The organism is Streptomyces sp. NPDC093109, assembly GCF_040701725.1.
Lineage (GTDB): Bacteria > Actinomycetota > Actinomycetes > Streptomycetales > Streptomycetaceae > Streptomyces.
Map to the genome: position 1 here is coordinate 310,376 of NZ_JBFBEZ010000003.1, position 20,688 is coordinate 331,063.

General features: G+C 72.1%; 20 protein-coding genes. 10 read left to right on the forward strand and 10 right to left on the reverse strand.

Annotated features, from left to right (window positions below; genetic code table 11):
- Positions 1-5 precede the first annotated feature (5 nt).
- The gene (locus AB0389_RS05750; RefSeq protein WP_366394091.1) at positions 6-950 is read right to left on the reverse strand and encodes an NADP-dependent oxidoreductase; all 945 of its coding nucleotides are present in this window, start codon (positions 948-950) and stop codon (positions 6-8) included.
- Positions 951-1,143: 193 nt separating this feature from the next.
- Here AB0389_RS05750 and AB0389_RS05755 point away from each other — a divergent pair, with 193 nt between their 5' ends.
- The 3 genes from AB0389_RS05755 to AB0389_RS05765 all read left to right on the forward strand — a co-directional run bounded on the left by AB0389_RS05755 (position 1,144) and on the right by AB0389_RS05765 (position 4,455).
- The gene (locus AB0389_RS05755; RefSeq protein WP_366394041.1) at positions 1,144-2,055 is read left to right on the forward strand and encodes an MBL fold metallo-hydrolase; all 912 of its coding nucleotides are present in this window, start codon (positions 1,144-1,146) and stop codon (positions 2,053-2,055) included.
- A gap of 148 nt (positions 2,056-2,203) precedes the next feature.
- Positions 2,204-3,232, forward strand: coding sequence for a phosphotransferase family protein (locus tag AB0389_RS05760; RefSeq protein WP_366394042.1), 1,029 nt, complete (start codon positions 2,204-2,206; stop codon positions 3,230-3,232).
- An 8-nt stretch (positions 3,233-3,240) separates the two neighbouring features.
- A complete protein-coding gene (locus AB0389_RS05765; protein WP_366394043.1) occupies positions 3,241-4,455 on the forward strand; it encodes an acyl-CoA dehydrogenase family protein in 1,215 nt (404 codons plus the stop codon).
- A gap of 21 nt (positions 4,456-4,476) precedes the next feature.
- On the opposite strand, the gene AB0389_RS05770 is transcribed toward AB0389_RS05765, so the two are convergent.
- Both AB0389_RS05770 and AB0389_RS05775 read right to left on the reverse strand, forming a co-directional pair.
- Positions 4,477-5,070, reverse strand: coding sequence for a TetR/AcrR family transcriptional regulator (locus AB0389_RS05770; RefSeq protein ID WP_366394044.1), 594 nt, complete (start codon positions 5,068-5,070; stop codon positions 4,477-4,479).
- A 93-nt stretch (positions 5,071-5,163) separates the two neighbouring features.
- Positions 5,164-5,961 (reverse strand): SDR family oxidoreductase, encoded by a 798-nt coding sequence (locus AB0389_RS05775; protein ID WP_366394045.1) that lies wholly within the window; start codon positions 5,959-5,961, stop codon positions 5,164-5,166.
- 95 nt (positions 5,962-6,056) lie between these two features.
- On the opposite strand from AB0389_RS05775, the gene AB0389_RS05780 reads away from it, so the two are divergent.
- The gene (locus AB0389_RS05780) at positions 6,057-6,668 is read left to right on the forward strand and encodes an antibiotic biosynthesis monooxygenase family protein (protein ID WP_366394046.1); all 612 of its coding nucleotides are present in this window, start codon (positions 6,057-6,059) and stop codon (positions 6,666-6,668) included.
- Positions 6,669-6,689: 21 nt separating this feature from the next.
- Here AB0389_RS05780 and AB0389_RS05785 read toward each other — a convergent pair whose 3' ends face one another.
- Complete coding sequence (locus tag AB0389_RS05785; RefSeq protein WP_366394047.1) at positions 6,690-7,427, reverse strand: phosphotransferase; 738 nt, start codon at positions 7,425-7,427, stop codon at positions 6,690-6,692.
- 91 nt (positions 7,428-7,518) lie between these two features.
- Here AB0389_RS05785 and AB0389_RS05790 point away from each other — a divergent pair, with 91 nt between their 5' ends.
- Positions 7,519-8,808 carry a DUF1343 domain-containing protein gene (locus AB0389_RS05790; protein WP_366394048.1) on the forward strand — a complete coding sequence of 430 codons (1,290 nt, stop codon included), beginning with the start codon at positions 7,519-7,521 and terminating at the stop codon, positions 8,806-8,808.
- 94 nt (positions 8,809-8,902) lie between these two features.
- On the opposite strand, the gene AB0389_RS05795 is transcribed toward AB0389_RS05790, so the two are convergent.
- Positions 8,903-11,773 (reverse strand): penicillin acylase family protein, encoded by a 2,871-nt coding sequence (locus tag AB0389_RS05795; RefSeq protein ID WP_366394049.1) that lies wholly within the window; start codon positions 11,771-11,773, stop codon positions 8,903-8,905.
- A 240-nt stretch (positions 11,774-12,013) separates the two neighbouring features.
- Between AB0389_RS05795 and AB0389_RS05800 the strand changes: the two genes are divergently transcribed.
- Complete coding sequence (locus AB0389_RS05800) at positions 12,014-12,643, forward strand: hypothetical protein (protein WP_366394050.1); 630 nt, start codon at positions 12,014-12,016, stop codon at positions 12,641-12,643.
- Positions 12,644-12,704: 61 nt separating this feature from the next.
- Here AB0389_RS05800 and soxR read toward each other — a convergent pair whose 3' ends face one another.
- On the reverse strand, positions 12,705-13,187 hold the full coding sequence (soxR, locus tag AB0389_RS05805; protein WP_366394051.1) for a redox-sensitive transcriptional activator SoxR: 483 nt from the start codon (positions 13,185-13,187) through the stop codon (positions 12,705-12,707).
- A gap of 174 nt (positions 13,188-13,361) precedes the next feature.
- Here soxR and AB0389_RS05810 point away from each other — a divergent pair, with 174 nt between their 5' ends.
- On the forward strand, positions 13,362-13,835 hold the full coding sequence (locus tag AB0389_RS05810) for a MaoC family dehydratase (protein WP_366394052.1): 474 nt from the start codon (positions 13,362-13,364) through the stop codon (positions 13,833-13,835).
- 11 nt (positions 13,836-13,846) lie between these two features.
- On the opposite strand, the gene AB0389_RS05815 is transcribed toward AB0389_RS05810, so the two are convergent.
- On the reverse strand, positions 13,847-14,491 hold the full coding sequence (locus tag AB0389_RS05815) for a TetR/AcrR family transcriptional regulator (RefSeq protein ID WP_366394053.1): 645 nt from the start codon (positions 14,489-14,491) through the stop codon (positions 13,847-13,849).
- Positions 14,492-14,609: 118 nt separating this feature from the next.
- A complete protein-coding gene (locus AB0389_RS05820) occupies positions 14,610-14,897 on the reverse strand; it encodes a YiaA/YiaB family inner membrane protein (RefSeq protein ID WP_366394054.1) in 288 nt (95 codons plus the stop codon).
- Positions 14,898-15,050: 153 nt separating this feature from the next.
- Here AB0389_RS05820 and AB0389_RS05825 point away from each other — a divergent pair, with 153 nt between their 5' ends.
- Positions 15,051-15,986, forward strand: a complete 936-nt coding sequence (locus tag AB0389_RS05825; protein ID WP_366394055.1) for a DMT family transporter — start codon at positions 15,051-15,053, stop codon at positions 15,984-15,986.
- A gap of 26 nt (positions 15,987-16,012) precedes the next feature.
- Here the strand turns inward: AB0389_RS05825 and AB0389_RS05830 are convergent, their stop codons facing one another.
- Together AB0389_RS05830 and AB0389_RS05835 are read right to left on the reverse strand one after the other, a co-directional pair.
- A complete protein-coding gene (locus AB0389_RS05830) occupies positions 16,013-17,422 on the reverse strand; it encodes an ABC transporter ATP-binding protein (protein WP_366394056.1) in 1,410 nt (469 codons plus the stop codon).
- Between the two features lie 179 nt (positions 17,423-17,601).
- Positions 17,602-18,357 carry a TetR/AcrR family transcriptional regulator gene (locus AB0389_RS05835; RefSeq protein WP_366394092.1) on the reverse strand — a complete coding sequence of 252 codons (756 nt, stop codon included), beginning with the start codon at positions 18,355-18,357 and terminating at the stop codon, positions 17,602-17,604.
- A 145-nt stretch (positions 18,358-18,502) separates the two neighbouring features.
- On the opposite strand from AB0389_RS05835, the gene hmgA reads away from it, so the two are divergent.
- Positions 18,503-19,831, forward strand: coding sequence for a homogentisate 1,2-dioxygenase (gene hmgA, locus AB0389_RS05840; protein ID WP_366394057.1), 1,329 nt, complete (start codon positions 18,503-18,505; stop codon positions 19,829-19,831).
- Between the two features lie 74 nt (positions 19,832-19,905).
- Entirely contained in the window at positions 19,906-20,679 is a 774-nt protein-coding gene (locus tag AB0389_RS05845; protein ID WP_366394058.1) for a GntR family transcriptional regulator, read from the forward strand.
- The last annotated feature ends 9 nt before the right edge of the window (positions 20,680-20,688 follow it).

Consider the following 20,688-nt stretch of genomic DNA (forward strand, 5'->3'; position numbering starts at 1 on the left):
TCCCCTCAGCCGGCCGGGCCGACCGTGACGACCACCTTGCCGCCGGCCCCGCCCGCCTCGGCGTGGCGGAAGGCGTCCGCCGCCCGCTCCAGTGGGTACGTACGCGCGACCCCGACCTCCAGCACGCCCTGTTCGGCGAGCGCGGCGAGTGTCGCGAGGTCGGTGGCGTCGGCACGCGCGAAGGCGTAACGGCCGCCCAGCTCCGTCACCCCGCCGTCCGCGATGGAGGCGAGCCGGCCGCCGGGCGCGAGCAGCGGCGGGGTGGCCCGCAGCAGGTCGCCGCCGATGATGTCGAACGCCGCGTCCACCCCGTCCGGCGCCAGCGCGCGCACCTGCGCGCCCAGTTCGTCCGGGCCCGCCCCGTACCGTACGGGCTCCCCGCCGAGCGCGCGGACGCGCTCCTGCCCGGACTCGCGGGCCGCGCCGATGACCCGGGCGCCGAGGTACCTGGCGAGCTGCACGGCCGTCGAGCCGACGGCGCCCGCCGCCGCGTGCACGAGCACGGTCTCACCGGCGCGCACCCGCAGCACCCGGTGCAGCACCTGGTACGCGGTGAGCCCCACCAGCGGCAGCGCGGCCGCCTCGGCGAAGCTCAGCGCGCTCGGCTTGCGGGCGAGCGTACGGACGGGGGCCGCCACGTACTGCGCGAAGGTCCCGCGCGACAGGAAGTCCTCCCGTACGTATCCGATGACCTCGTCCCCGGCGGCGAACTCGGTGACGGCCGCCCCGGGCCGCACCACCACTCCGGCGACGTCCCAGCCGGGGATCACCGGGAAGACGGTGTCGAGGATCCCGTCGAGGTAGCCCTCGCGGCACTTCCAGTCGACGGGATTCACCGCCGCCGCCCGCACCTCGACCAGGACGGAGTCGGGCCCGACCTTGGGCTCGGGGCGGTCACCGTACTCCAGGACGTCGGCACCGCCGTAGCGGCGGTACGTGATGGCCTTCATCGTCATGCCCCGACACTCCGACGCCCAGGCCCCGTCCGCAAGCCGGGGGAGCGGGGAGCGGCGTGCTGGGACGAGGAGGCCGCGGGCGGCCGGGAGCGGCCGGGAACGTGTACGGCCGGGGACCCGCTTTCGGTGGTGTGGCGTCAGCTGAAAGGGTCGGGGTGACCATTCGTACCGACCCCCGGGAGCCCCCATGCCCGCCACTGACCCGTACACCGTCCGTCTCGCGCCCGACGTGTACGCCTACGTCCAGCCGGACGGCGGCTGGTGTCTGAACAACGCCGGCTTCGTCAGCGACGGGGAGTCCACCCTGCTGATCGACACGGCGGCCACCGAGCGGCGGGCGCTGGCGCTCCGGGAGGCGGTGCGGGCGGCGGGAGCGCCGCTGCCGCGTACCGTCGTCAATACCCACCACCACGGTGATCACACGTACGGCAACGGCGTGTTCGTGCCGGAGGCGACCGTGGTCGGCCACGAGGCGTGCCGCAGTGAGCAGGACGCGGCCGGGCACCAGCTGCATCTGGTCTGGCCTGACACCGACTTCGGCGACATCACGATCACCACGCCGACCCTGACGTACGACGACCGGCTCACCCTCCACGCGGGCGGGACCGAGGTCAGGCTGATCCACCCGGGGCCCGCACACACCATCGGGGATTCGATCGTGCATCTGCCGGAGCGCGGGATCGTCTTCACCGGGGACCTGATCTTCCGGGGCGGCACGCCGTTCGTCCTCATGGGCTCGCTGCGCGGCTCCCTGCGGGCGCTCGACCTGCTGCGCTCGCTCGACGCGACCCATGTCGTACCGGGTCACGGGCCGGTCGGGGACGCGTCGGTGTACGACGCGACGGAGCGCTATCTGCGGTACGTCACCGAGCTGGCCGCCGAGACCCACGCCAAGGGCCTGACGCCGCTGGAGGCCGCGCGGGGCGCGGACCTCGGGGAGTTCGCCCAGTGGCGGGAGAGCGAGCGGCTGGTGGCCAATCTGCACCGGGCGTACGCGGAGCTGGACGGGCTGCCGGACGGCTCGCCGCTCGATCTGGCCGGGGCGTTCATCGACATGATGACGGTGAACGGCGGGGTGCCGGTGGCCTGTCACGCCTGACGGGCGTCGCGGGCCACACGCCGCGGAGGGGGTACACGTACACGTGCCCGTACGTGTACGCGTACACGTACGGGCACTGGACTACATACCGACTGGTCGGCATCATGGGGCCATTCGCCCGTCCGCACCCGCTACGGAGGTACGCCCGATGAGCGTTCCCGCCGACGCACCGCCCGGGCTCGACCCCGGGCGGCTCCGCGCCCACCTCGACGGCGCGCTGCCCGGCCTGGTGGGCGGCCCGCTCGACGCGCGGCTGATCGAGGGGGGCCGGTCGAATCTGACGTACACGGTCACGGACGGCACCGCCCGCTGGGTGGTGCGCCGGCCGCCGCTCGGCCATGTGCTCGCCACCGCCCACGACATGACGCGCGAGTACCGGGTGATCGAGGCCCTGCACCCGACCGCGGTCCCGGTGCCGCGACCGCTGCTGCTGTGCGCGGACACGTCGGTGCTCGGCGCGCCGTTCTACGTCATGGAGCACGTGGCGGGCACCCCGTACCGTACGGCCGGCCAGCTGGCCTCCCTCGGCCCCGCGCGCACCCGGGCCGCCGTCCTCGCGCTGGTGGACACGCTGGTCGAACTGCACTCCGTGGACCCCGGGGCGGTCGGCCTCGCCGGCTTCGGACGGCCGGACGGCTTCCTCGGCCGGCAGGTACGCCGCTGGGGCAAGCAGCTCGACGGTTCGCGCAGCCGCCCGCTGCCCCGCGTCGACGAACTGCACGCGGCGCTGGGCCGGTCGCTGCCCGGCTCCCCCGCGCCGACCGTGATCCACGGCGACTACCGGCTCGACAACGTACTCCTCGGCGACGACGACCGGATCAACGCCGTCCTCGACTGGGAGATGTCCACGCTCGGCGATCCGCTGACCGATCTCGGACTGCTGGCCATGTACAGCGTGCCGCTCAACGTGCCGGGCTCCCCGATCAGTACGACGGCGGACGCCGCCGGGCATCCGGCGCCCGCCGAGCTGGTCGAGCGGTACGCGGCGGGCTCGGGCCGGGACACCTCGGCCATCGGCTGGTACACGGCCTTCGCGTGGTTCAAGCTCGCCGTGATCCTGGAGGGCATCCACTACCGCTACACGCTCGGGCAGACGGTGGGTACCGGCTTCGACCGGATCGGCGATCTCGTCCCGGTCTTCATCGAGCACGGTCTGACCACCCTCAAGGAAGGCTGAGTACACCCATGGACTTCGCATTCGACGCCCGTACCGAGGAGTTGCGCGACCGGCTGCTCGCCTTCATGGACGAGCACGTGTATCCGGCCGAGCCGGTCGCGCACGAGCAGCGGCAGGCGCTGGCCGACCCCTGGGGCACGCCCGCGATCGTGCCGGAGCTGAAGGCCGAGGCGCGCAGCCGGGGCCTGTGGAACCTCTTCCTCCCCGACGCGGAGTACGGCGCCGGGCTGACCAACCTCCAGTACGCGCCGCTCGCCGAGATCACCGGCCGCTCCCCGCACCTGGCGCCGACCGCGCTGAACTGCGCGGCGCCGGACACCGGGAACATGGAGGTGCTCGCGCAGTTCGGCTCGGCGGCGCAGCGCAAGCAGTGGCTGGAACCGCTGTTGGCGGGCGAGATCCGGTCGGCGTTCGCCATGACCGAACCCGAGGTGGCGTCGTCGGACGCGACGAACATCCGGACGCTGATCAGGCGCGACGGCGGAGACTACGTCATCAACGGCCGCAAGTGGTACATCTCCGGGGCCATGAACCCGGAGTGCGCGGTCTTCATCGTGATGGGCAAGACCGACCCGGACGGCACGGACCCGCGCCGCCAGCAGTCGATGGTCCTGGTCCCGCGCGACACCCCCGGAGTCGAGATCCGCCGCGCGATGCGCGTGTACGGCTACGAGGACCACGCCCACGGCGGCCACGCCGAGGTGGCCTTCGACGAGGTGCGCGTCCCCGCCGACCACCTGATCGGCGAGGAGGGCGGCGGCTTCGCCATCGCCCAGGCCCGGCTGGGCCCCGGCCGGATCCACCACTGCATGCGGCTGATCGGCATGGCGGAGCGGGCCATCGAGCTGATGTGCCGGCGCGCCGTGTCCCGTACGGCGTTCGGCAAGCCGATCGCCCAGCAGGGCGTCGTACAGAACTGGATCGCGGACGCCCGGGTGAGCGTCGAGCAGCTGCGGCTGCTCGTGCTCAAGACGGCCTGGCTGATGGACACCGTCGGCAACCGCGGCGCGCACACGGAGATCCAGGCCATCAAGATCGCGACACCGCGCGCGGTGGTCGGCATCATCGACTCGGCGGTCCAGCTGCACGGCGCGGGCGGCGTCAGCCAGGACTTCCCGCTGGCCGAACTCTGGGCCGCCGCCCGTACGCTGCGCCTCGCGGACGGCCCGGACGAGGTGCACCAGCGGTCGCTGGCGCGCCGGGAGCTGAAGAAGTACGCCTGACGACAGCCGGGGCAGCCGTCCCTACGGCCGCAACGCCCGCAGCATCAGGTCCGCGAGGTGGTCGGCGACCTGCTGCGGGGTGAGGGGGCCGTCGGGGCGGTACCAGGTGGAGAGGTGGTGGACGGAGCCGAAGTGGTAGTCCACCACCAGGTCGGCGGGGGTCGCGGTGGAGAAGACTCCGGTGCGCTGCCCCTCCTCCACCAGGGCGCGGAAGCGCTCGTGGTAGCGGCGGCGTTCGGTCCGTACGTTCTGGTGCTTCTCCGGGCTCAGATGGTGCATCGAGCGGAAGAAGATCGCGGCGTCGTCGAGGTTCTCGATGGTCGTCACGACGACGTCGGCCGCCGCCGCGCGCAGCCGGTCGGCCACCGGGCCTTCGGCGTCGGCGAAGGCGTCCAGGCGCTCCTGCTGGAGCCGCAGGACGCGGGCGTAGACCTCCTGGAGGAGGTCCTCCTTGGAGCCGAAGTAGTGGTAGAGCGCGCCCTTGGTGACGCCCGCCGCCTCGACGATCTCCTGGACCGAGGTGCGGTCGTAGCCGCGTTCGGCGAAGAGCCGGGTGGCGGCGGCCAGCAGCCGCCGGGGTACGGGCGTGCCGTCCCCGTCCGTTGTCCTGGCCATATTCGGCCACCCGCCTTTCAACCCGCTGTGGAACCCTGAGACCGGTAACGCGGTTCCCACCCGAGGATCTTCCCATTCGTGGTCACGTCATGGTCACGCGTCCTTGCCCCCCCGCCCTCTCTCCACTCCGTCCACGCCCTCCCAGTGCTGCTGGACCTTGTTCATCGAGTCGAGCCAGCGATCGGGGTCAGCGGCGCGCGCCTGATGAAATCCGGCCACCTCGGGGTGCGGCAGTACGAGGAAACGGTCCTCCGCCATGGCCTTGAACAGGGCGTCGGCGACGGCCTCGGGCTCGATGGCGGTGGCCGCCAGCACGACTTCCCCGGCGGTGCCCGTCGCGGCGAGCATGTCTGTACGGACGCCCTGCGGGCAGATCGCGTGGACCTTGAGGCCGCGGTGCCGGTACGTCAGCGAGAGCCACTCCGCGTACGCCAGCGCGCCGTGCTTGGTGACGCTGTAGGCGGGCTCGCCGATCATGGTGAGCAGCCCGGCGGCCGAGACGGTGGAGACGAACCGCCCTTCCCCGCGCGCCAGCCAGCCGGGGATCAGCTCCCGGCTCGCCCGTACGTGCGCCATCACGTTGACGTCCCAGGCGGTCGCCCAGCTGTCGTCGCCGGGCAGCTCATGGCCGGGCGGGGAGCCGACCCCGGCGTTGGCGCAGTAGATGTCGACCACGCCGCCGAGCGCGTCGCGGGCGTCCCCGACGATCAGCGAGGCGTCCCCGGGGACCGCGACGGCCCCGATCTCAGCGGCGACAGCCGCGGCCTTGCCCGCGTCGAGGTCGTTGACCACCACCCGGGCCCCCTCGGCGGCGAACCGCCGCGCCAGCGCGGCCCCGATCCCGCCCCCGGCACCCGTCACTACGACCCCGGCTCCACGCATCGCATCCATCCGAGCAGACTAACCGGTCGGTATGGAGCGGGGAAGGCGGCCTGGAGGAACAAGCCCCTTGACCTGAAGCGCAGTTGAGGTCTCACGATGACACGGTGACTGACAATGGAATCACCTTGATCGACACATGGGAACTGCCCGAGGACCGGATCGACGAGTCCGTCGCGCACTGGCGCGAGCGCGTCGGGCTCATCCACACCGCCCCCGGTTTCCGGAACGCCAGGCTGCACCGCGGGCTGTCCCCGGAGTCCCGGTTCGGCCTGGTCAATGTGGCGCACTGGGACAGCGCCGAAGCCCGGGACAAGGCGCTGACGCATCCCGGCTTCACCGCGTCGGCGGCCACCACGACCGGCTACGCGACCGTGCGCGGCGGCTGGTACGAGGTGGCGGCCGAGTTCCGCGCGGCGGGAAGCGGCCCGGGCGACGGGCCGGGCATCACCGTCGTCACCGCCTACGAGCTGCCCGCCGAGCGGATCGACGAGTTCCTGCCGCACTGGCTCGACCACGCGGAGCCGATGACCAAGTCCCCCGGCTTCCGTGACAACCGACTGCACCGCGCGACAGCTCCGGACACCCGCTTCCAACTGGTCGCCGTCGCGCACTGGGAGACCCCCGACGCCTGGCGCGCGGCCGACAACGCCCCGAGCATCTCCCCCGACCTCGCCACCGCTCACCCCGCGCTCTTCCGGGTCGCCGCCGAGTTCTGAGCGGCGGCCTGACCCACGTGCTCACCGCACTGAGCGTTCCAATGCGGCCCGGTGGTCGGATACCCACTGATGGGCCGTCCGCACGTGCCGCACCACCCCCGCGTCACGGAGCCGGGCCATGGCGACGTCACCCGCATCGGCCCGGCTCCTGATGCCCCGCCAGCAACGGTCCTGCCACCACAGGATCGTGGACACGAGATGGTGCCTGTCGGACAGCTCATAGCTGTCGACGATCAGCCTCATGCGCCGGGCCGCCTCCTCGACGTCGGTAACCGCGGGGCCGAGATCGAGGTACTGCCAGCAGACATGAGCGACGTCGTGGATACGCGCGCCCGGCGCGGCAAGGTCCCAGTCGATGAACGCGGCCGGCCGAAGCTCGCCACCGTACAGCTGGTAGACGGTGTTCTTGGGCGACAGGTCGTTGTGACACACGACCTCCTGGTCTCCGGCCAACCGGGTGCCGGCCGTCAGGTCGTGGAACTCACGCACGAGCCGGGCGACCGCCACCAGGCTCTCGTCGGACGAGACAGCAGCGGGCTGCTCCGGCTCCCACGCCACATGGCCATCGAGATAACCGAGAACCTCACGTCCCTCGTCGTCCACACCGAGATACCGCGGAGCACCACTCCAGCCACTGACATCGAGCAGCCTCAGCAGCTCCCCCACGAACTCCGTGCGCGTCGACGCCGGACGGCGCACCGTGTCTCCGGCACGCACGACCGCGTTGACGAAACCTCCGGGCAGAAACTGTTCGGGCATCCGTACACGGGGCCGGTTGTTGTCGAAGTCCGGGCCCTGGTACCTCCTCTCGGGGAAGATACGGCAGAGCGTCGATCACGGAGGTGGCGGAGTGGGTCTGTCCAGACGGGATCTGCTGGGTGCGGGCGGAGTGGCGGGGGCGGGGGCCGCGCTGGGGGCCCTCGCTCCGGCCGTCGCCACCGGCGCGCCGGCGCCGGAGGCCGACCAGGCGCCGGAAGCCAGCCCGGCGCCGGCGCGGGTGCGGACCGGGTTCGAGCGGCTCGCCGACGACGGGTACCGGGCGCTGGCCGGGCAGCGGGTCGGCGTGGTGACCAATCCGACCGGCGTCACCGCCGACGTACGGCACATCGTGGATGTCATGCACGCCGACGACCGGGTGGACCTCGTCGCCGTCTTCGGCCCGGAGCACGGCTTCCGGGGTACGGCGCAGGCGGGCGGGTCCGAGGGGCGGTACGACGACCCGGCGACCGGGCTGCCGGTCCATGACACGTACCTCAAGAGCGGGCGGGCGCTGGCGGACGTCTTCGCCGCCGCCGGAGTCGACACCGTCGTCTTCGACATCCAGGACGTGGGCGCCCGCTTCTACACGTACATCTGGACGCTGTACGACGCGATGGAGGCGGCGGCCCTGGCGGGAAAGCGCTTCGTCGTGCTGGACCGGCCCAACCCGGTGGGCGGGCGCGCGGCGCTCGGGCCCGTCCTGCACCGCGAGTTCGCCACGTTCGTCGGGCGCGAGCCGATCGCCCAGGCGCACGGCATGACCGTCGCCGAGCTGGCCCGGCTGTTCAACGGCGAGTTCCTGGCGACGCCCGTACAGCTCGACACCGTCCCCATGTCGGGCTGGCGGCGCGGTGACCTCTTCGACGCGACGCGGCTGCCCTGGGTGCCGCCGAGCCCCAACATGCCCACCCCGGACACCGCGCTGGTCTACTCGGGCACCTGTCTCTTCGAGGGCACGAATCTGTCGGAAGGGCGCGGCACCACCCGTCCGTTCGAACTGCTCGGCGCGGAGGGGATCGACGGCGGCTGGGCCGAGGCGGCGAACGGTCAGGGGCCGGCCGGTGTGCGGCTGCGCGAGGCGTACTTCACCCCGACGTTCTCGAAGTTCGAGGGGCGCACCATCGGCGGCGTACAGCTCCATGTGCACGACCGGGCGGCCTTCGATCCCGTCCGGACCGCGATCGCCCTGCTGGTGACGGCGAAGCGGTCGTGGAGCGGCTTCGCGTGGCGCGCCGACCACTGGATCGACAGGCTGACGGGCTCCGCGTCGGTCCGTACCCTGATCGACGCGGGCGCGGACACGGACGAGGTCGTCGGAGCGTGGCAGGACGACCTGGCCGCGTTCCGCGCCGTACGGCAGGGGTATCTGCACTACCGCTGAGCACGTACGGGCCGGGCCCGGGGTCGCGCACCCCGGGCCCGGCCCGCCCTTCAGCGTGTCAGCGTGTCAGCGCCTGCGTGCCAGCGCCTGCGCGTCAGCGGTGTGACGGGAACTCCACCACCTGCTGGTACGTCGGCCTGTTCTGCCAGTTCACCGTCGGGTGCGTGATGCCGCCCAGCGCCCGGTGGATGATCGCGTCCGTGCACCACTGGTCGCCGGCCGAGCAGCTCTCGTCGCCCGGGTAGACCTCCTTGACCGGCACGGCCGCCGCCGTCTTGAGGGTGGCGAGGAGCGTGTCGCGGCAGGCGGTCAGCGAGCCGCCGCCGCAGTACGTCTCCGGGGTCCGTGCCTGGACGGGGTCGCCGAGGGCCTGTCGCAGGTCCTTGTCGACGTAGCCCCACCAGCCGTACTGGAAGGACGAACCGCTGTGCGCGCCCGTCGGGCCGTGGCTCGACGCCGGGGACTCGTCGATCGCGAGCGAGGCGGTGAGCGCGTTGTAGAGGCCGTCCCCGAGGCCCGGCCTGAACTGCGCCTCGACCAGCCGGGGCCACCACGCGTCCATGATCCGTACGGCGGCGGCATGGGTGTAGGTGCGCGAGCCCTGCTTGGTCTCCTTGCGCTGGGATCCGGCCGTGCGCCAGGTCTCCAGTTGCTGGACGACGGTGTTCAGCGCCGAGTCGGTGACCGGTGCCGAGCGGATCACCTTGAGCAGCGCGGGCAGCACCTGCTCGCCGCGCAGGTCGGTGACCGCCGCGTCGGCCATCGCGCGGGTGAGCGAGGCGCGGGTCACGCCGCCGCCGGCCACGAGCGCCTTGACCCGGTCGTCGAGCAGATCTCCGCGGTGCACGGCGCCGTAGCCGAAACCGGCCGCGTCGTAGTCCTTGGCCTGCCGGTTGTTCCAGGAGATGTAGTAGTCCTGCCCGATGGACTGCGGGTGCTGGGCGAAGGGGGTGTACGAGGCGGTGTTGGCCGCGGGGTCGAAGCCCTGCCACTCGTAGGCGCGTTCGGCCTTGACGGGGAGCGAGGCGTCGACGTCGGCCGCGCGCACCGGGTTCAGGCCGCTGTTGTAGTAGGCGGCGGTGCGGGAGTCCGCGTAGAACCAGTTGAAGGCGTAGCCGATGTGGTCGGCGGCCTGCTGGAAGGAGGCCGCGTCCTTGACGTACGAGGGGTCGTTGAACATCTGGAAACCGATGATCGAGTCGGCCTCGTGCCGGTAGGTGGTGCGCAGGGAGGTGTACGCGACGGGCTTGCCGCCGACGGTCGCGCGGTGGGTGACCATGCCGTACTTGGTGCGCCAGACCTGGAGCCGGTACGAGCCGGCCGCCGTGGAGTCCGCGGTGGTCGGCTTCCAGGAGTTCTTGCGCTCCATCTTCTCCATCGGGGTGCAGACGGAGCGGTAGAGGTACGACGTGGACGCCTTGGTCGGGGTGGCGCCGCTGGGCTCGCACAGCTCGACGGCGTACGTGTCGGTGATGTCCTGCATGGACGAGGTGGCGCTCCACGCGTAGTCCTGGCCCCGGCCCATCTGGACATACATGCCGACTCCGGCGAAGGAGACACCCCGGGCGCTGATGCCGGGGCCCTGGAGCTCCTGGAGCATCATCAGCTGTGGCGCGAAGTAGCCGGTTTGCGGGCCGAACACGGCGATCGGGTTGCCGCTTGCGGTGTGCTGCCCGGAGACGAGCAGCGCGTTGGACATCCCCTTCTTGGCCGAGAGGGTGCCCTCGGGGAGGACGCCGTCGTCGAAGATCCCCTGGGCCGGTTCGAGTTCTTCCGGGACGGTGACGGACGCCTTGGCGGCGGTGACGGCCGAGCCGGTCCGGTCGTACACGAGCGGTTCGGCGGCGACGGAGCCCGCGTCGGGCAGGGCCGTGCCGCGCGGGTTCGCCGGCTTCACCGCGTACGGGAAGCTGCTGCCGTCGTGGAGGGTGAGGACGGCCTCGGGGTCGTTGCGCTGGCGGAACGACTCCCAGACCTCGGTGCCCTTGACCACGCCGTACTTCTCCTGCGCGGCCAGCAGCGAGAGCGCGGCCTGCACCTCGCCGCCCCCGCCGCCGCCGAACTGGCCGCCGACGACGGACGCGATGGAGATCAGGTCGGTGAGCTTGAAGGGCTCGATCTCGCCGACGTTGGTGATCGAGTCGATCTTGCCGGTGAGTACGTACTCGCCGGGGAAGTAACGGCCGTCCTTGGCCTTCTGGCGGTAGTCGTTGATGCCGTCGATGTACGCCTGCGCGTCGGCCATGGCCTGCTCGCCGCGCGCGCCCTGGGTCGTCCGTATGTAGGCGATCTGGGCCTCGTACTCGGCTTCCGTGTACGGGGCGGCGGGCCAGAACTGCTGCTCAAGGCCCTGGTTGGCGAGCGCGCCGCCGGCGAAGGAGGTGAGTTCGCCGCGGCCGATGTGGCGGAAGAGGTCCATCATCCAGAGGCGGTCCTGGCCCGCCGCGTAGCCGGCGCCGAACTCGGTGCCGTAGCGGGTGGTGCCCTGGATGTGCGGGACGCCGGTCTTCTTGTCGCGGGTGATCGTGACGTCGGAGCGCGGGGAGACGACGGACTCGACCTGGTTCGCGGGGACGCCGAAGGACGAGTCGTTGAAGAAGTCGGTGATCTTGGCGTCGGTGAGTCCGCTCTGTCCGGCGACCAGCGAGTCGTACCGGCTGAGCTGGTCGGAGGCGTGGGCGGGGAACGTGCCGAAGATCTTGTTGCCGAGGATGTCGGCGAGGGTGGCGTTGCCGTTCTGGCCGGGCGGCAGGATGTCCGCGCACTTGCCCTGACAGTGGTCGGTGACGGGGTCGGCCGCCACGGCGGCGGTCTGCGCCCCGGCGCTGCTCTGGGCAACGGCGGGGAACTGCGGGGACAGCAGGGCCGCGCCGAGTGCGAACGCGGCGACGGCGGTGGCGGCTGCTCGGGCACGGGTGTGGGCGGTTCTTCCGACGCGGACGGCTCGTCCGACGGGTGTTCTCATGGGGGCTCCTCGGAAGGGCGGGTGGCCGGATGTTACCGCTGGTATGACTCGCGAGTAAGGTGAACATCAGTCACCTTTTCCCTGACTCCACACGTCGGTTCCTGTGAATCCGCCACGAAAATCGGTCGAAATCAACCGAATTGCCGGATTCCATGGGTGCCATCTGTTTTTTGATGGAGCCGAATGGGGCAGGCGTACGTCCATTCCTCAACGCAGAAGAAGCGACGGAGGTGGCATGCGATGGCCGGGTTCCGGAGTCTCGCGAGACAGGTGCGCGATCCGCGGTGCGATCTGGCCTTGCGACGGTATTCACTGCGCAAGTGCCTGGAACGATTCGCCCCTTACGGGCACCGGGCGACCTGGGACCATCTGTGCGCGAGGCACAGCATGGATCCGGAGGACAGGGCGCCCGACCCGGCGCGGCTGACGGCCGCGCTGGACGAACTGGAGGACGCGCGGGCCGTCTGGCTCGCGTACGAGCTGGAGTTCGCCGCGCGGCGCAGGCGCGAGAAGCACGACGGGCTGCGCCGGCCCGGGAGCTTCGACGACTGGCACCGGCGGACCTGGGGCGGGAACGGCGTCGCACGCTGCGACGACCCGGCCGTCCATCCGTCCGCCTCGCTCGGCGAGGTACTGCGCCGGCTGATCGCCGGACTGGAGACGGGTCCCGGCGCCGCCTGCCCGGTCTGCGCGGAGCGCGGGATCGTCTGGCGCCACGACCTGTCCTCGGCGCCGTGGTCGGGACCGGTCTGCCTGGGCTGCGGCATCGTCGTACCGCCGCCCGTACTCACCCGCGAGGCCCTCGCCCAGGCGAAGCGCGCCCTGCTGCGGGACCGGGGCACCGGCCTGGGCCTGGCGTCGGTGGCCTGACGCCTGCGGGGGCGGTCCCGTGATCCGGGCGGCCCCCGCGGTGTTGCGTACGGACGGCGGGTCAGCGCGCCCTCGGCTCCTTCGGTCCCGGCCGCTCCGGAAAGAGCCGCGAACCGGAGATGCTGTCGCCGGAGACATCGCCGGGGTTGGAGAGCACACAGGTCTCCAGCGAGAGACAGCCGCAGCCGATGCAGTCCGTCAGATGGTCCCGCAGCCGGCCGAGCTGCCGGATGCGCTCGTCGAGCTCCGCGCGCCAGGCCCCGGAGAGCCGCGCCCAGTCCTCACGGTTGGGGGTGCGCTCCTCGGGAAGTCCGGCCAGGGCGGCCCCGATCGTCGCGAGCGGGATACCGACCCGCTGGGCCGCGCGTACGAACGCGACCCGGCGCAGCGCGTCGCGGTGGTAGCGGCGCTGGTTGCCACTGGTCCTGCGGCTGCTGATCAGCCCCTTGGACTCGTAGAAGTGCAGGGCCGAGACGGCGGCGCCGCTGCGCGCCGACAGCTGGCCGACGGTGAGTTCTGAGACGTTCTCCGGAATCTGTGGCACTCCGGAACCCTAGTGCCCCTCCCGGCAAGCTTTGCCGGTCACGGCACTGGAACAGCGGGCCGCGCGACGTCGTTGACAGGAGCATCCCCGCCCCACATGCTGAACACGCGTTCTGAGCAAGCGCTTGGACACCCCCAGGGAACACGTCAGCCGGAGAGGCAGGAGAGCGGAGACATGGCCGAGCCAAGGATCTTCACATCGGCGGACGAGCTGCGCGCCGGAATCGGCGAGCCGCTCGGGCCCGGCGACTGGCTGGAGATCGACCAGAAGCGGATCGACCTCTTCGCCGAGGCGACCGGCGACCACCAGTGGATCCATGTCGACCCGGAACGCGCGGCGGCCGGCCCGTTCGGCACGACGATCGCGCACGGCTATCTGACGCTGTCGCTGCTGCCGGCGTTCGTCCCGCAGCTCCTGCGCGTGGAGAACGTGCGGATGGGCGTCAACTACGGCACCAACAAGGTCCGTTTCCCCTCCCCCGTGCCCGTCGGCTCGCGCCTGCGCGCGTCGGCCGTCCTGACGGAGGTCACCGAGATCTCGACGGGCGGCGACACGGCCGTGCAGCTCACGACCCGGGTCACGGTCGAGCGCGAGGGCGGCGACAAGCCGGTCTGTGTGGCGGAGTCGGTGTCCCGCTACTACTTCTGACCTGCCTCGGCCTACCGCCGGCTCCCGTCCGGGGGCCGGACGGAGACCATCCGCAGGACGAGGTCGGCGTAGAGCGTGCCGACCTCGTCGGGGGTGCGCGGGCCCGCCGCGTTGAACCAGCGCGCCACGTCGATGCAGAGGGACAGCACCGCGAGCGTGGTGCCCGGCACATCGGGTACGTCGAACTCGCCGTCCCGTACGCCGTCGAGCAGGATCCGCCGCACCGCCGCACCGCTGCCGCGCCGCAGCTCCACGATCTCCGCGCGGTGCTCGGCGCCGAGCGCGTCCAGTTCGTACTGCACGACGCGCGCGGTGTCGTGCCGCCCCGCGTGCCAGCGGACGAAGGACCGTACGGCCTCGGCCAGCCGCTCGGCCGCCGTGCCCTCGCCGTCGGCGGCGGCCGTCAGCAGCTCCAGCGCCCGCTCGTGGCCGATGCGGCTGATCCGGTGGAGCAGCTCTTCCTTGGTCTTGTAGTGGATGTAGAGCGCCGCCGGGCTCATCCCGGCGCGCCCGGCGATGTCTCGTGTGGTGGTGGCGTGGTAGCCGCGCTCGGCGAACGCTTCGACGGCGGCGACCAGCAGCTTTCTGGCCGCCTCCGGGGTGACCTCACCCCACGGCGTGTCCTCGCCGTCCGCCGTGTGCTCCGCCGTACGCATCGCACGCCCCTCTCGTTCGGCCGTCCATTCGACGGTTCGACAGGCGCACACCCTACCCCGAGGGTGAGCAAGCGCTTAGCGCTCTGCGCGCGGATCCGCTCGGAACGCTCCGATCCGCTCAGGGCTTCTGGAACGGGTCGTGCTCGGCGAGCATCTTCTCCAGCCGGGCCTGGTCGACCCTGCTGACGATCTGCCCGGCCTCCTGGCGGTCCCTGACCACCTTGGCCAGGGTGAACGCCGAGGTCGTCAGATAGAGGACGGCGACCGCGAGGAACCCGCGCACCCACGCGCTGGCTTCGAGTTTGGCGATGCCGACGGCCAGAGCGGTCAGGGCGAGTCCGAAGGAGGCGACCGCCTGGGCGTAGTAGGCCGCGGTGTTCTGCTGCTTGACCGGTGTTTCGTTCATGTGTGCCAGCATCGGCGGCGCGGGCGCGGGCCACATCCGTACGGCTACTCAGTACGGCTACTCACCGCCGCCACGGCCAGCGCCACCGCCACCACCACCACCCGGAAGAATATTGCGGTGAGAACCGAAGTGTTCCCCGCGTACGTTCTCGCTATGACGCAATCGACCAGCTCGGCCGGGGTCCCGGGAACGGCGCCGGAGGCCGCCCCGAGAACCGCTTCCTGGCTACCGCCCGCCGCCGCCGGAGTAACGGTTCTGCTCTGGGCCTCGGCCTTCGTTTCCATCCGCAGCGCGGGCGCCGTCTACTCGCCGGGGGCGCTGGCCCTCGGGCGGCTGCTCGCGGGCACGCTCGTGCTCGGCGCGGTCTGTGCCGTCCGGCGCGTGGGTCTGCCGCCGCGCGCCGCCTGGCCGGGGATCCTGGTCTCCGGGGTGCTCTGGTTCGGCGGGTACATGGTCGTGCTCAACTGGGCCGAGCGGGAGGTGGACGCGGGGACGGCCGCGATGCTGGTGAACATCGGCCCGATCCTGATCGCCCTGCTCGGCGCGGGGCTGCTGGGCGAGAAGCTGCCGCCCCGGCTGCTGGCGGGTATGGCGGTGTCCTTCGCGGGCGCGGTGGCGGTGGGCCTGTCCATGTCGGGCGAGGGCCACGCCTCCGTGCTCGGCGTACTGCTGTGCCTGCTGGCGGCGGTCGCGTACGCGGGTGGCGTGGTGGCGCAGAAGCCCGCCCTGGCGCACGCCGGGGCGCTCCAGGTGACGTCCTTCGGGTGCCTGGTCGGTACGGTCGCGTGTCTGCCGTTCGCGGGACAGCTGGTCCACGAGGCGTCGAGCGCCCCCGTGGGAGCCACCCTCAACATGGTCTACCTCGGGATCTTCCCGACCGCGCTGGCCTTCACCACCTGGGCGTACGCCCTGGCGCGCACGACGGCGGGCCGGATGGGGGCGACGACGTACGCCGTTCCCGCGCTGGTCGTGCTGATGTCCTGGCTCCTCCTCGACGAGATCCCCGCCCTGCTCACACTCGGCGGCGGCGCGCTGTGCCTGGCGGGCGTGGCGGTGTCCCGGTCCCGGCCGCGCTCCCGGGCGCGCTAGTCGTACGCGCTAGTTGTATGACCGCGCTACTCGTCCAGCCCCGGCACCTCCCTCGGCGCCGGGCAGATTCTGCGGCCCTGGTGGTCGAAGACGTAGAGGTGCGCCAGGTCCACCAGGAGCGGCACCTGCGCGCCCGTCCGCAGCCGCATGTCGGGGCCGGTACGGACGACCAGGTCGCTCGCGGCGAGGGTGGCCCGGTCCGGCATGGGCTCCGCCGGCGCCTCCCTCCCGTACCGGTCCCGGTTCCGGTTCCGCTCCCTCTCCTCGCCGTCCAGCACCACCACCGGACCCACCGGACCCGCCGGACCCGCCGGGGACCCCGCACGGCCGGGACCGCGCCCGGCCGGCCGGCCCGTGAGCCGCCGCAGCAGCCCGGGTCCCCGGCGTCCGCGCGAACCCGATCGCGGCCGGGGCGATTCGAGATCGGTCACCACGGCGGGCCGGGAGCCGGTGTTGAGATGCACCAGCGCCTCGTGTCCCTGGTACTCCATGTGCTCGACGATGCCGCTCAGCGCCACCTCACCGGCGCGCGCCTGGCTCGGCGGCGCGATCCTGGCCGCCTCCGACCGCAGCCCGACGATGATCCGGCGGCCCTGCTGGATACGGAGCAACTGGTGGTCGGAGCTGAGGGGTTCGGGCAGGGGCAGCCGCTGCCGGCCGAGGTCGATCGCCATCCGGCCGTCCAGCGGCGCGTACACCACCGCCTCCAGCAGATTGATGCGCGGTGTCCCGATGAACGCGGCGACGAACACGTTCTCCGGCAGCGCGTACACCTCGCGCGGCGCGCTGACCTGCTGGAGCACTCCGCCGCGCATCACCGCGACCCGGTCGCCGAGCGACATCGCCTCGGCCTGGTCGTGCGTCACGTACACCGTGGTGACACCGAGTTCGGCCGTCAGCCGGGCTATCTCGGCGCGCAGATGGCTGCGGAGCTTCGCGTCGAGGTTGGAGAGCGGTTCGTCCATCAGGAAGGCCGAGGGCCGCCGGGAGATGGCCCGGCCCATCGCGACCCGCTGGCGCTCGCCGCCGGACAGCTGGCTCGGATAGCGGTCGAGGACGCTCTCGATGCCGAGCATGCGCGCGGTGGCGTCGACCCGCGCGGTGCGGTCCTCGCGCGGGTTCTCCAGACGGAGGGGGAAGCCGATGTTGTCGCGGTTGGTCATGTTCGGATAGAGAGCGAAGTTCTGGAACACCATGGCCATACGGCGTTCCCTGGGCGGCATGAGGTTGGCGTACTCGCCGTCGAGGAGCAGTTCGCCCTCGGTGATGTCCTCCAGCCCCGCGATCATGCGCAGGACGGTCGACTTGCCGCATCCCGAGGGGCCGAGCAGCACCAGGAACTCGCCCGGCTCGATATCGAGCGAGAAGCGGTCGACGGCCCGGGAGGAACGTCCGTACGTCTTGCTGACACTGTGCAGAGAGATGGCGCGAGTCATGGATGGGTTCCGCCCGTGAGCCGTGATCCGTACGCGTATGCCGTGTGGACGCATGAAGGTAGCCGAATACGGACGGCCGGGGAATGACCCGGGCGAACCTCTCACGGTGTATCGCACACGCTTCCCGCCCGGGGACCGGGCCGGGCGGCGCCGGTTGGCGTGCCGCCACCCGGGCCGGCTCAGTCGAGCGTCCGCCCGAGATACGCGCGCAGCAGGAGCCTCGTTTCGAGGACGATCCCGGGGTCGCCGGCCGGGTCCGTGTGGAACGCCAGCTGGAGCAGCGCGTCGGTGGCCTCGACGGCGACCAGGACGGTGCGGTGCAGCGCCGCGTCGGGCGTACGGCCGAGGTGGGCGGCGAGCAGCGCGGTGAGCCGGTGGGCGACCTGGCGGTTGGGGTCGACGGGCGGTCCCGCGACCGGACCGGCGACCGGACCGGAAGCCAGGCCGGCAGCCTGACCGGCCGTCTGCCCCGCGGCCGGCGCCGGATCGCGCTCGGACACCGGTACCCGCGTGCCCAGCGGGAGTTGCGCGCCGAAGTCGACGAGCGCGAAGCCCGGCACGCTGCGCTTCATCGCGAGGTACTCGTCGAGTACGGCGTCGACGGCGCCCCGCCAGTCCCGCGCGCCCAGCTCCCCGAACCGGACCCCGACGCGCTCCGCGTACCGGTCCAGATTGCGGTGGGCGAGCGCGTCCGCCATGGCGCGCTTGTCGCCGAAGAACCGGTAGACGGAGCCGATGGGCACGCCCGCGCGCGCGGCGACGGCCCGGGTGGTCAGCCGCTCGTACCCCGTCTCGTCCAGCAGCGCCGCGCAGGCGTCGAGGATCCGCGACAGCCGCTCGGCGCTGCGCCGCTGCACGGGCACCCGGCGCAGCGCTGCGCCGGGGACGGGCGGTGGCGGGTTCGCGTTCGTACGGTCGCGTGACACGGGGACCATCATGCCGCGCCGCCTCGTTGACGTACCGCCCGCCCAATCCTACGGTGATCCATAGGATTGACCGGGACGCCATGACCACCGGGATTCCAGGGCCACGGGGATTCCAGGGCGACCGGGACGCCACAACCAGGGAGCGACACGGACGATGAGCGGCATTGAGCAGACGCGCGGGACGGCCGGGGCGCTGGAGTACTCCCCCGGCTTCGGCAATGAACACAGCTCGGAGGCGGTGCCCGGCGCCCTGCCGCACGGCCGCAACTCGCCCCAGCGCGCCCCGCTCGGGCTCTACGCGGAGCAGCTGAGCGGCAGCGCCTTCACCGAGCCGCGCGCGCAGGGCCGCCGGTCCTGGCTCTACCGGATCCGCCCGTCGGCCGCGCATCCGCCGTTCGTCCGGATCGGCAACGGCGGGCTCAGGGGCGCGCCCTTCACCGAGACCGTCCCCGACCCCAACCGGCTGCGCTGGGACCCGCTCCCGGCGCCCGCCCCCGGCACCGACTTCCTGGCCGGGCTCTGGACGCTCGGCGGCAATGGCGACGCGACCCGCCGCGAGGGCATGGCGGTGCATCTCTACCACGCCGACTCCTCCATGACCGACCGGGTGTTCAGCGACGCGGACGGCGAGCTGCTGATCGTTCCGGAGCACGGCGGGCTGCTGATCCGGACCGAGCTGGGGCTGCTGGCCGCGCGGCCCGGCCAGGTCGCGCTGATCCCGCGCGGGGTGCGCTTCCGGGTCGAGCTGCTGGACGCGACGGCGCGCGGTTACGTCTGCGAGAACTACGGACGGCCCTTCACCCTGCCCGACCTGGGCCCGATCGGCGCCAACGGCCTGGCGAACGCCCGGGACTTCCTCGCGCCGGTCGCCGCGTACGAGGATGTCGAGCGGCCGGTCGAGGTGGTCGGCAAGTTCTGCGGCAATCTCTGGTCCGCCACCTACGACCACTCGCCGCTCGATGTGGTCGCCTGGCACGGCAACCATGTGCCGTACGTCTACGACCTGCGCCGCTTCAACGTCCTCGGGTCCATCAGCTTCGACCACCCCGATCCGTCGATCTTCACCGTGCTGACCTCGCCGTCCGACACCCCGGGACTGGCGGGGGTCGACTTCGTCGTCTTCGCGCCGCGCTGGCTGGTCGGCGAGGACACCTTCCGGCCGCCGTACTTCCACCGCAATGTGATGAGCGAGTACATGGGGCTGATCGAGGGGGCGTACGACGCGAAGGCGGCCGGCAAGGGCGGGTTCGTGCCCGGCGGCGGTTCGCTGCACAACATGATGTCGGCGCACGGCCCCGACCGGGAGACCTTCGACCGGGCGAGCGCCGCCGAGCTGCGCCCGCAGCGGATCGACGACGGCCTGGCCTTCATGTTCGAGACCCGCTGGCCGGTCACGGCGACCGCACAGGCGGCGGGGGCGGAGCATCTCCAGCGGGGGTACGACGAGGTGTGGCAGGGTCTGGAACGCCACTTCGGGCGCTGATCCGCCACTTCGCGGGCACTGACCCGCCACTTCGGGCACTGCCCCGGCCCCAGGAAGACGGGAAGGAACCGCCAGTGACCGCCTTCGCCCCCGACTCGCTGGTCCTGAACCGCAAGCTGCCGCTCTGGTACCAGGTCTCGCAGTCGCTGCGCGCCTCGATACTGGGCCGCCGCCCCGACGACCCGCTGCGGCTGCCCACGGAGGAGCGGCTGGCCGCGCACTACGGCGTCAGTGTGCTGACGATGCGGCAGGCGCTGAAGGAGCTGGAGGAGGAGGGGCTGATCAGCCGGCACCGGCGGCGCGGCACCTTCATCGAGCCGGGCGCGCGGCGCGGCGCCCCGCGCCGGCTGCTCGGTTCGATCGATACGGTCGTGGCGCAGCAGTCCGGTGAGCCGACGACGGTTCTCGGCCACGGCCCGGCCCCGGTCCCCGCCGAACTCGCCGAGTACTTCCCGGGGCTGGACACCATCGTGTCGTACCGGCGGCTGCGTGCCGACGGCGAGAGCGGGGAGCCGGTCAACTGGGCCCAGAACGCGGTGCGTCCGGAGATCGCGGCCCGGATCGACGTGGCGGATCTGGAGCGGTGGCCGATGACGAAGGTGCTGCGCGATCTCGCCGGTGTGCGGATCGGCCGGATCACGGACACGGTGGAGGCGCGGCTCGCGGACCCGGAGACGGCCGCGCTGCTGCGGGTGCCGCTGCTGAGCCCGATCCTGCACCACACGGGGGTGACGTACGACGGGGACGGCCGGGTGGTGGATGTGGCGAGGATCTGTTACCGGGGCGACCGGTTCGCCTTCTCGGTCACGGTCGAGGCGGACCCGATGGGCGAACCGCCACCGCGCTGAAGGAGGTCG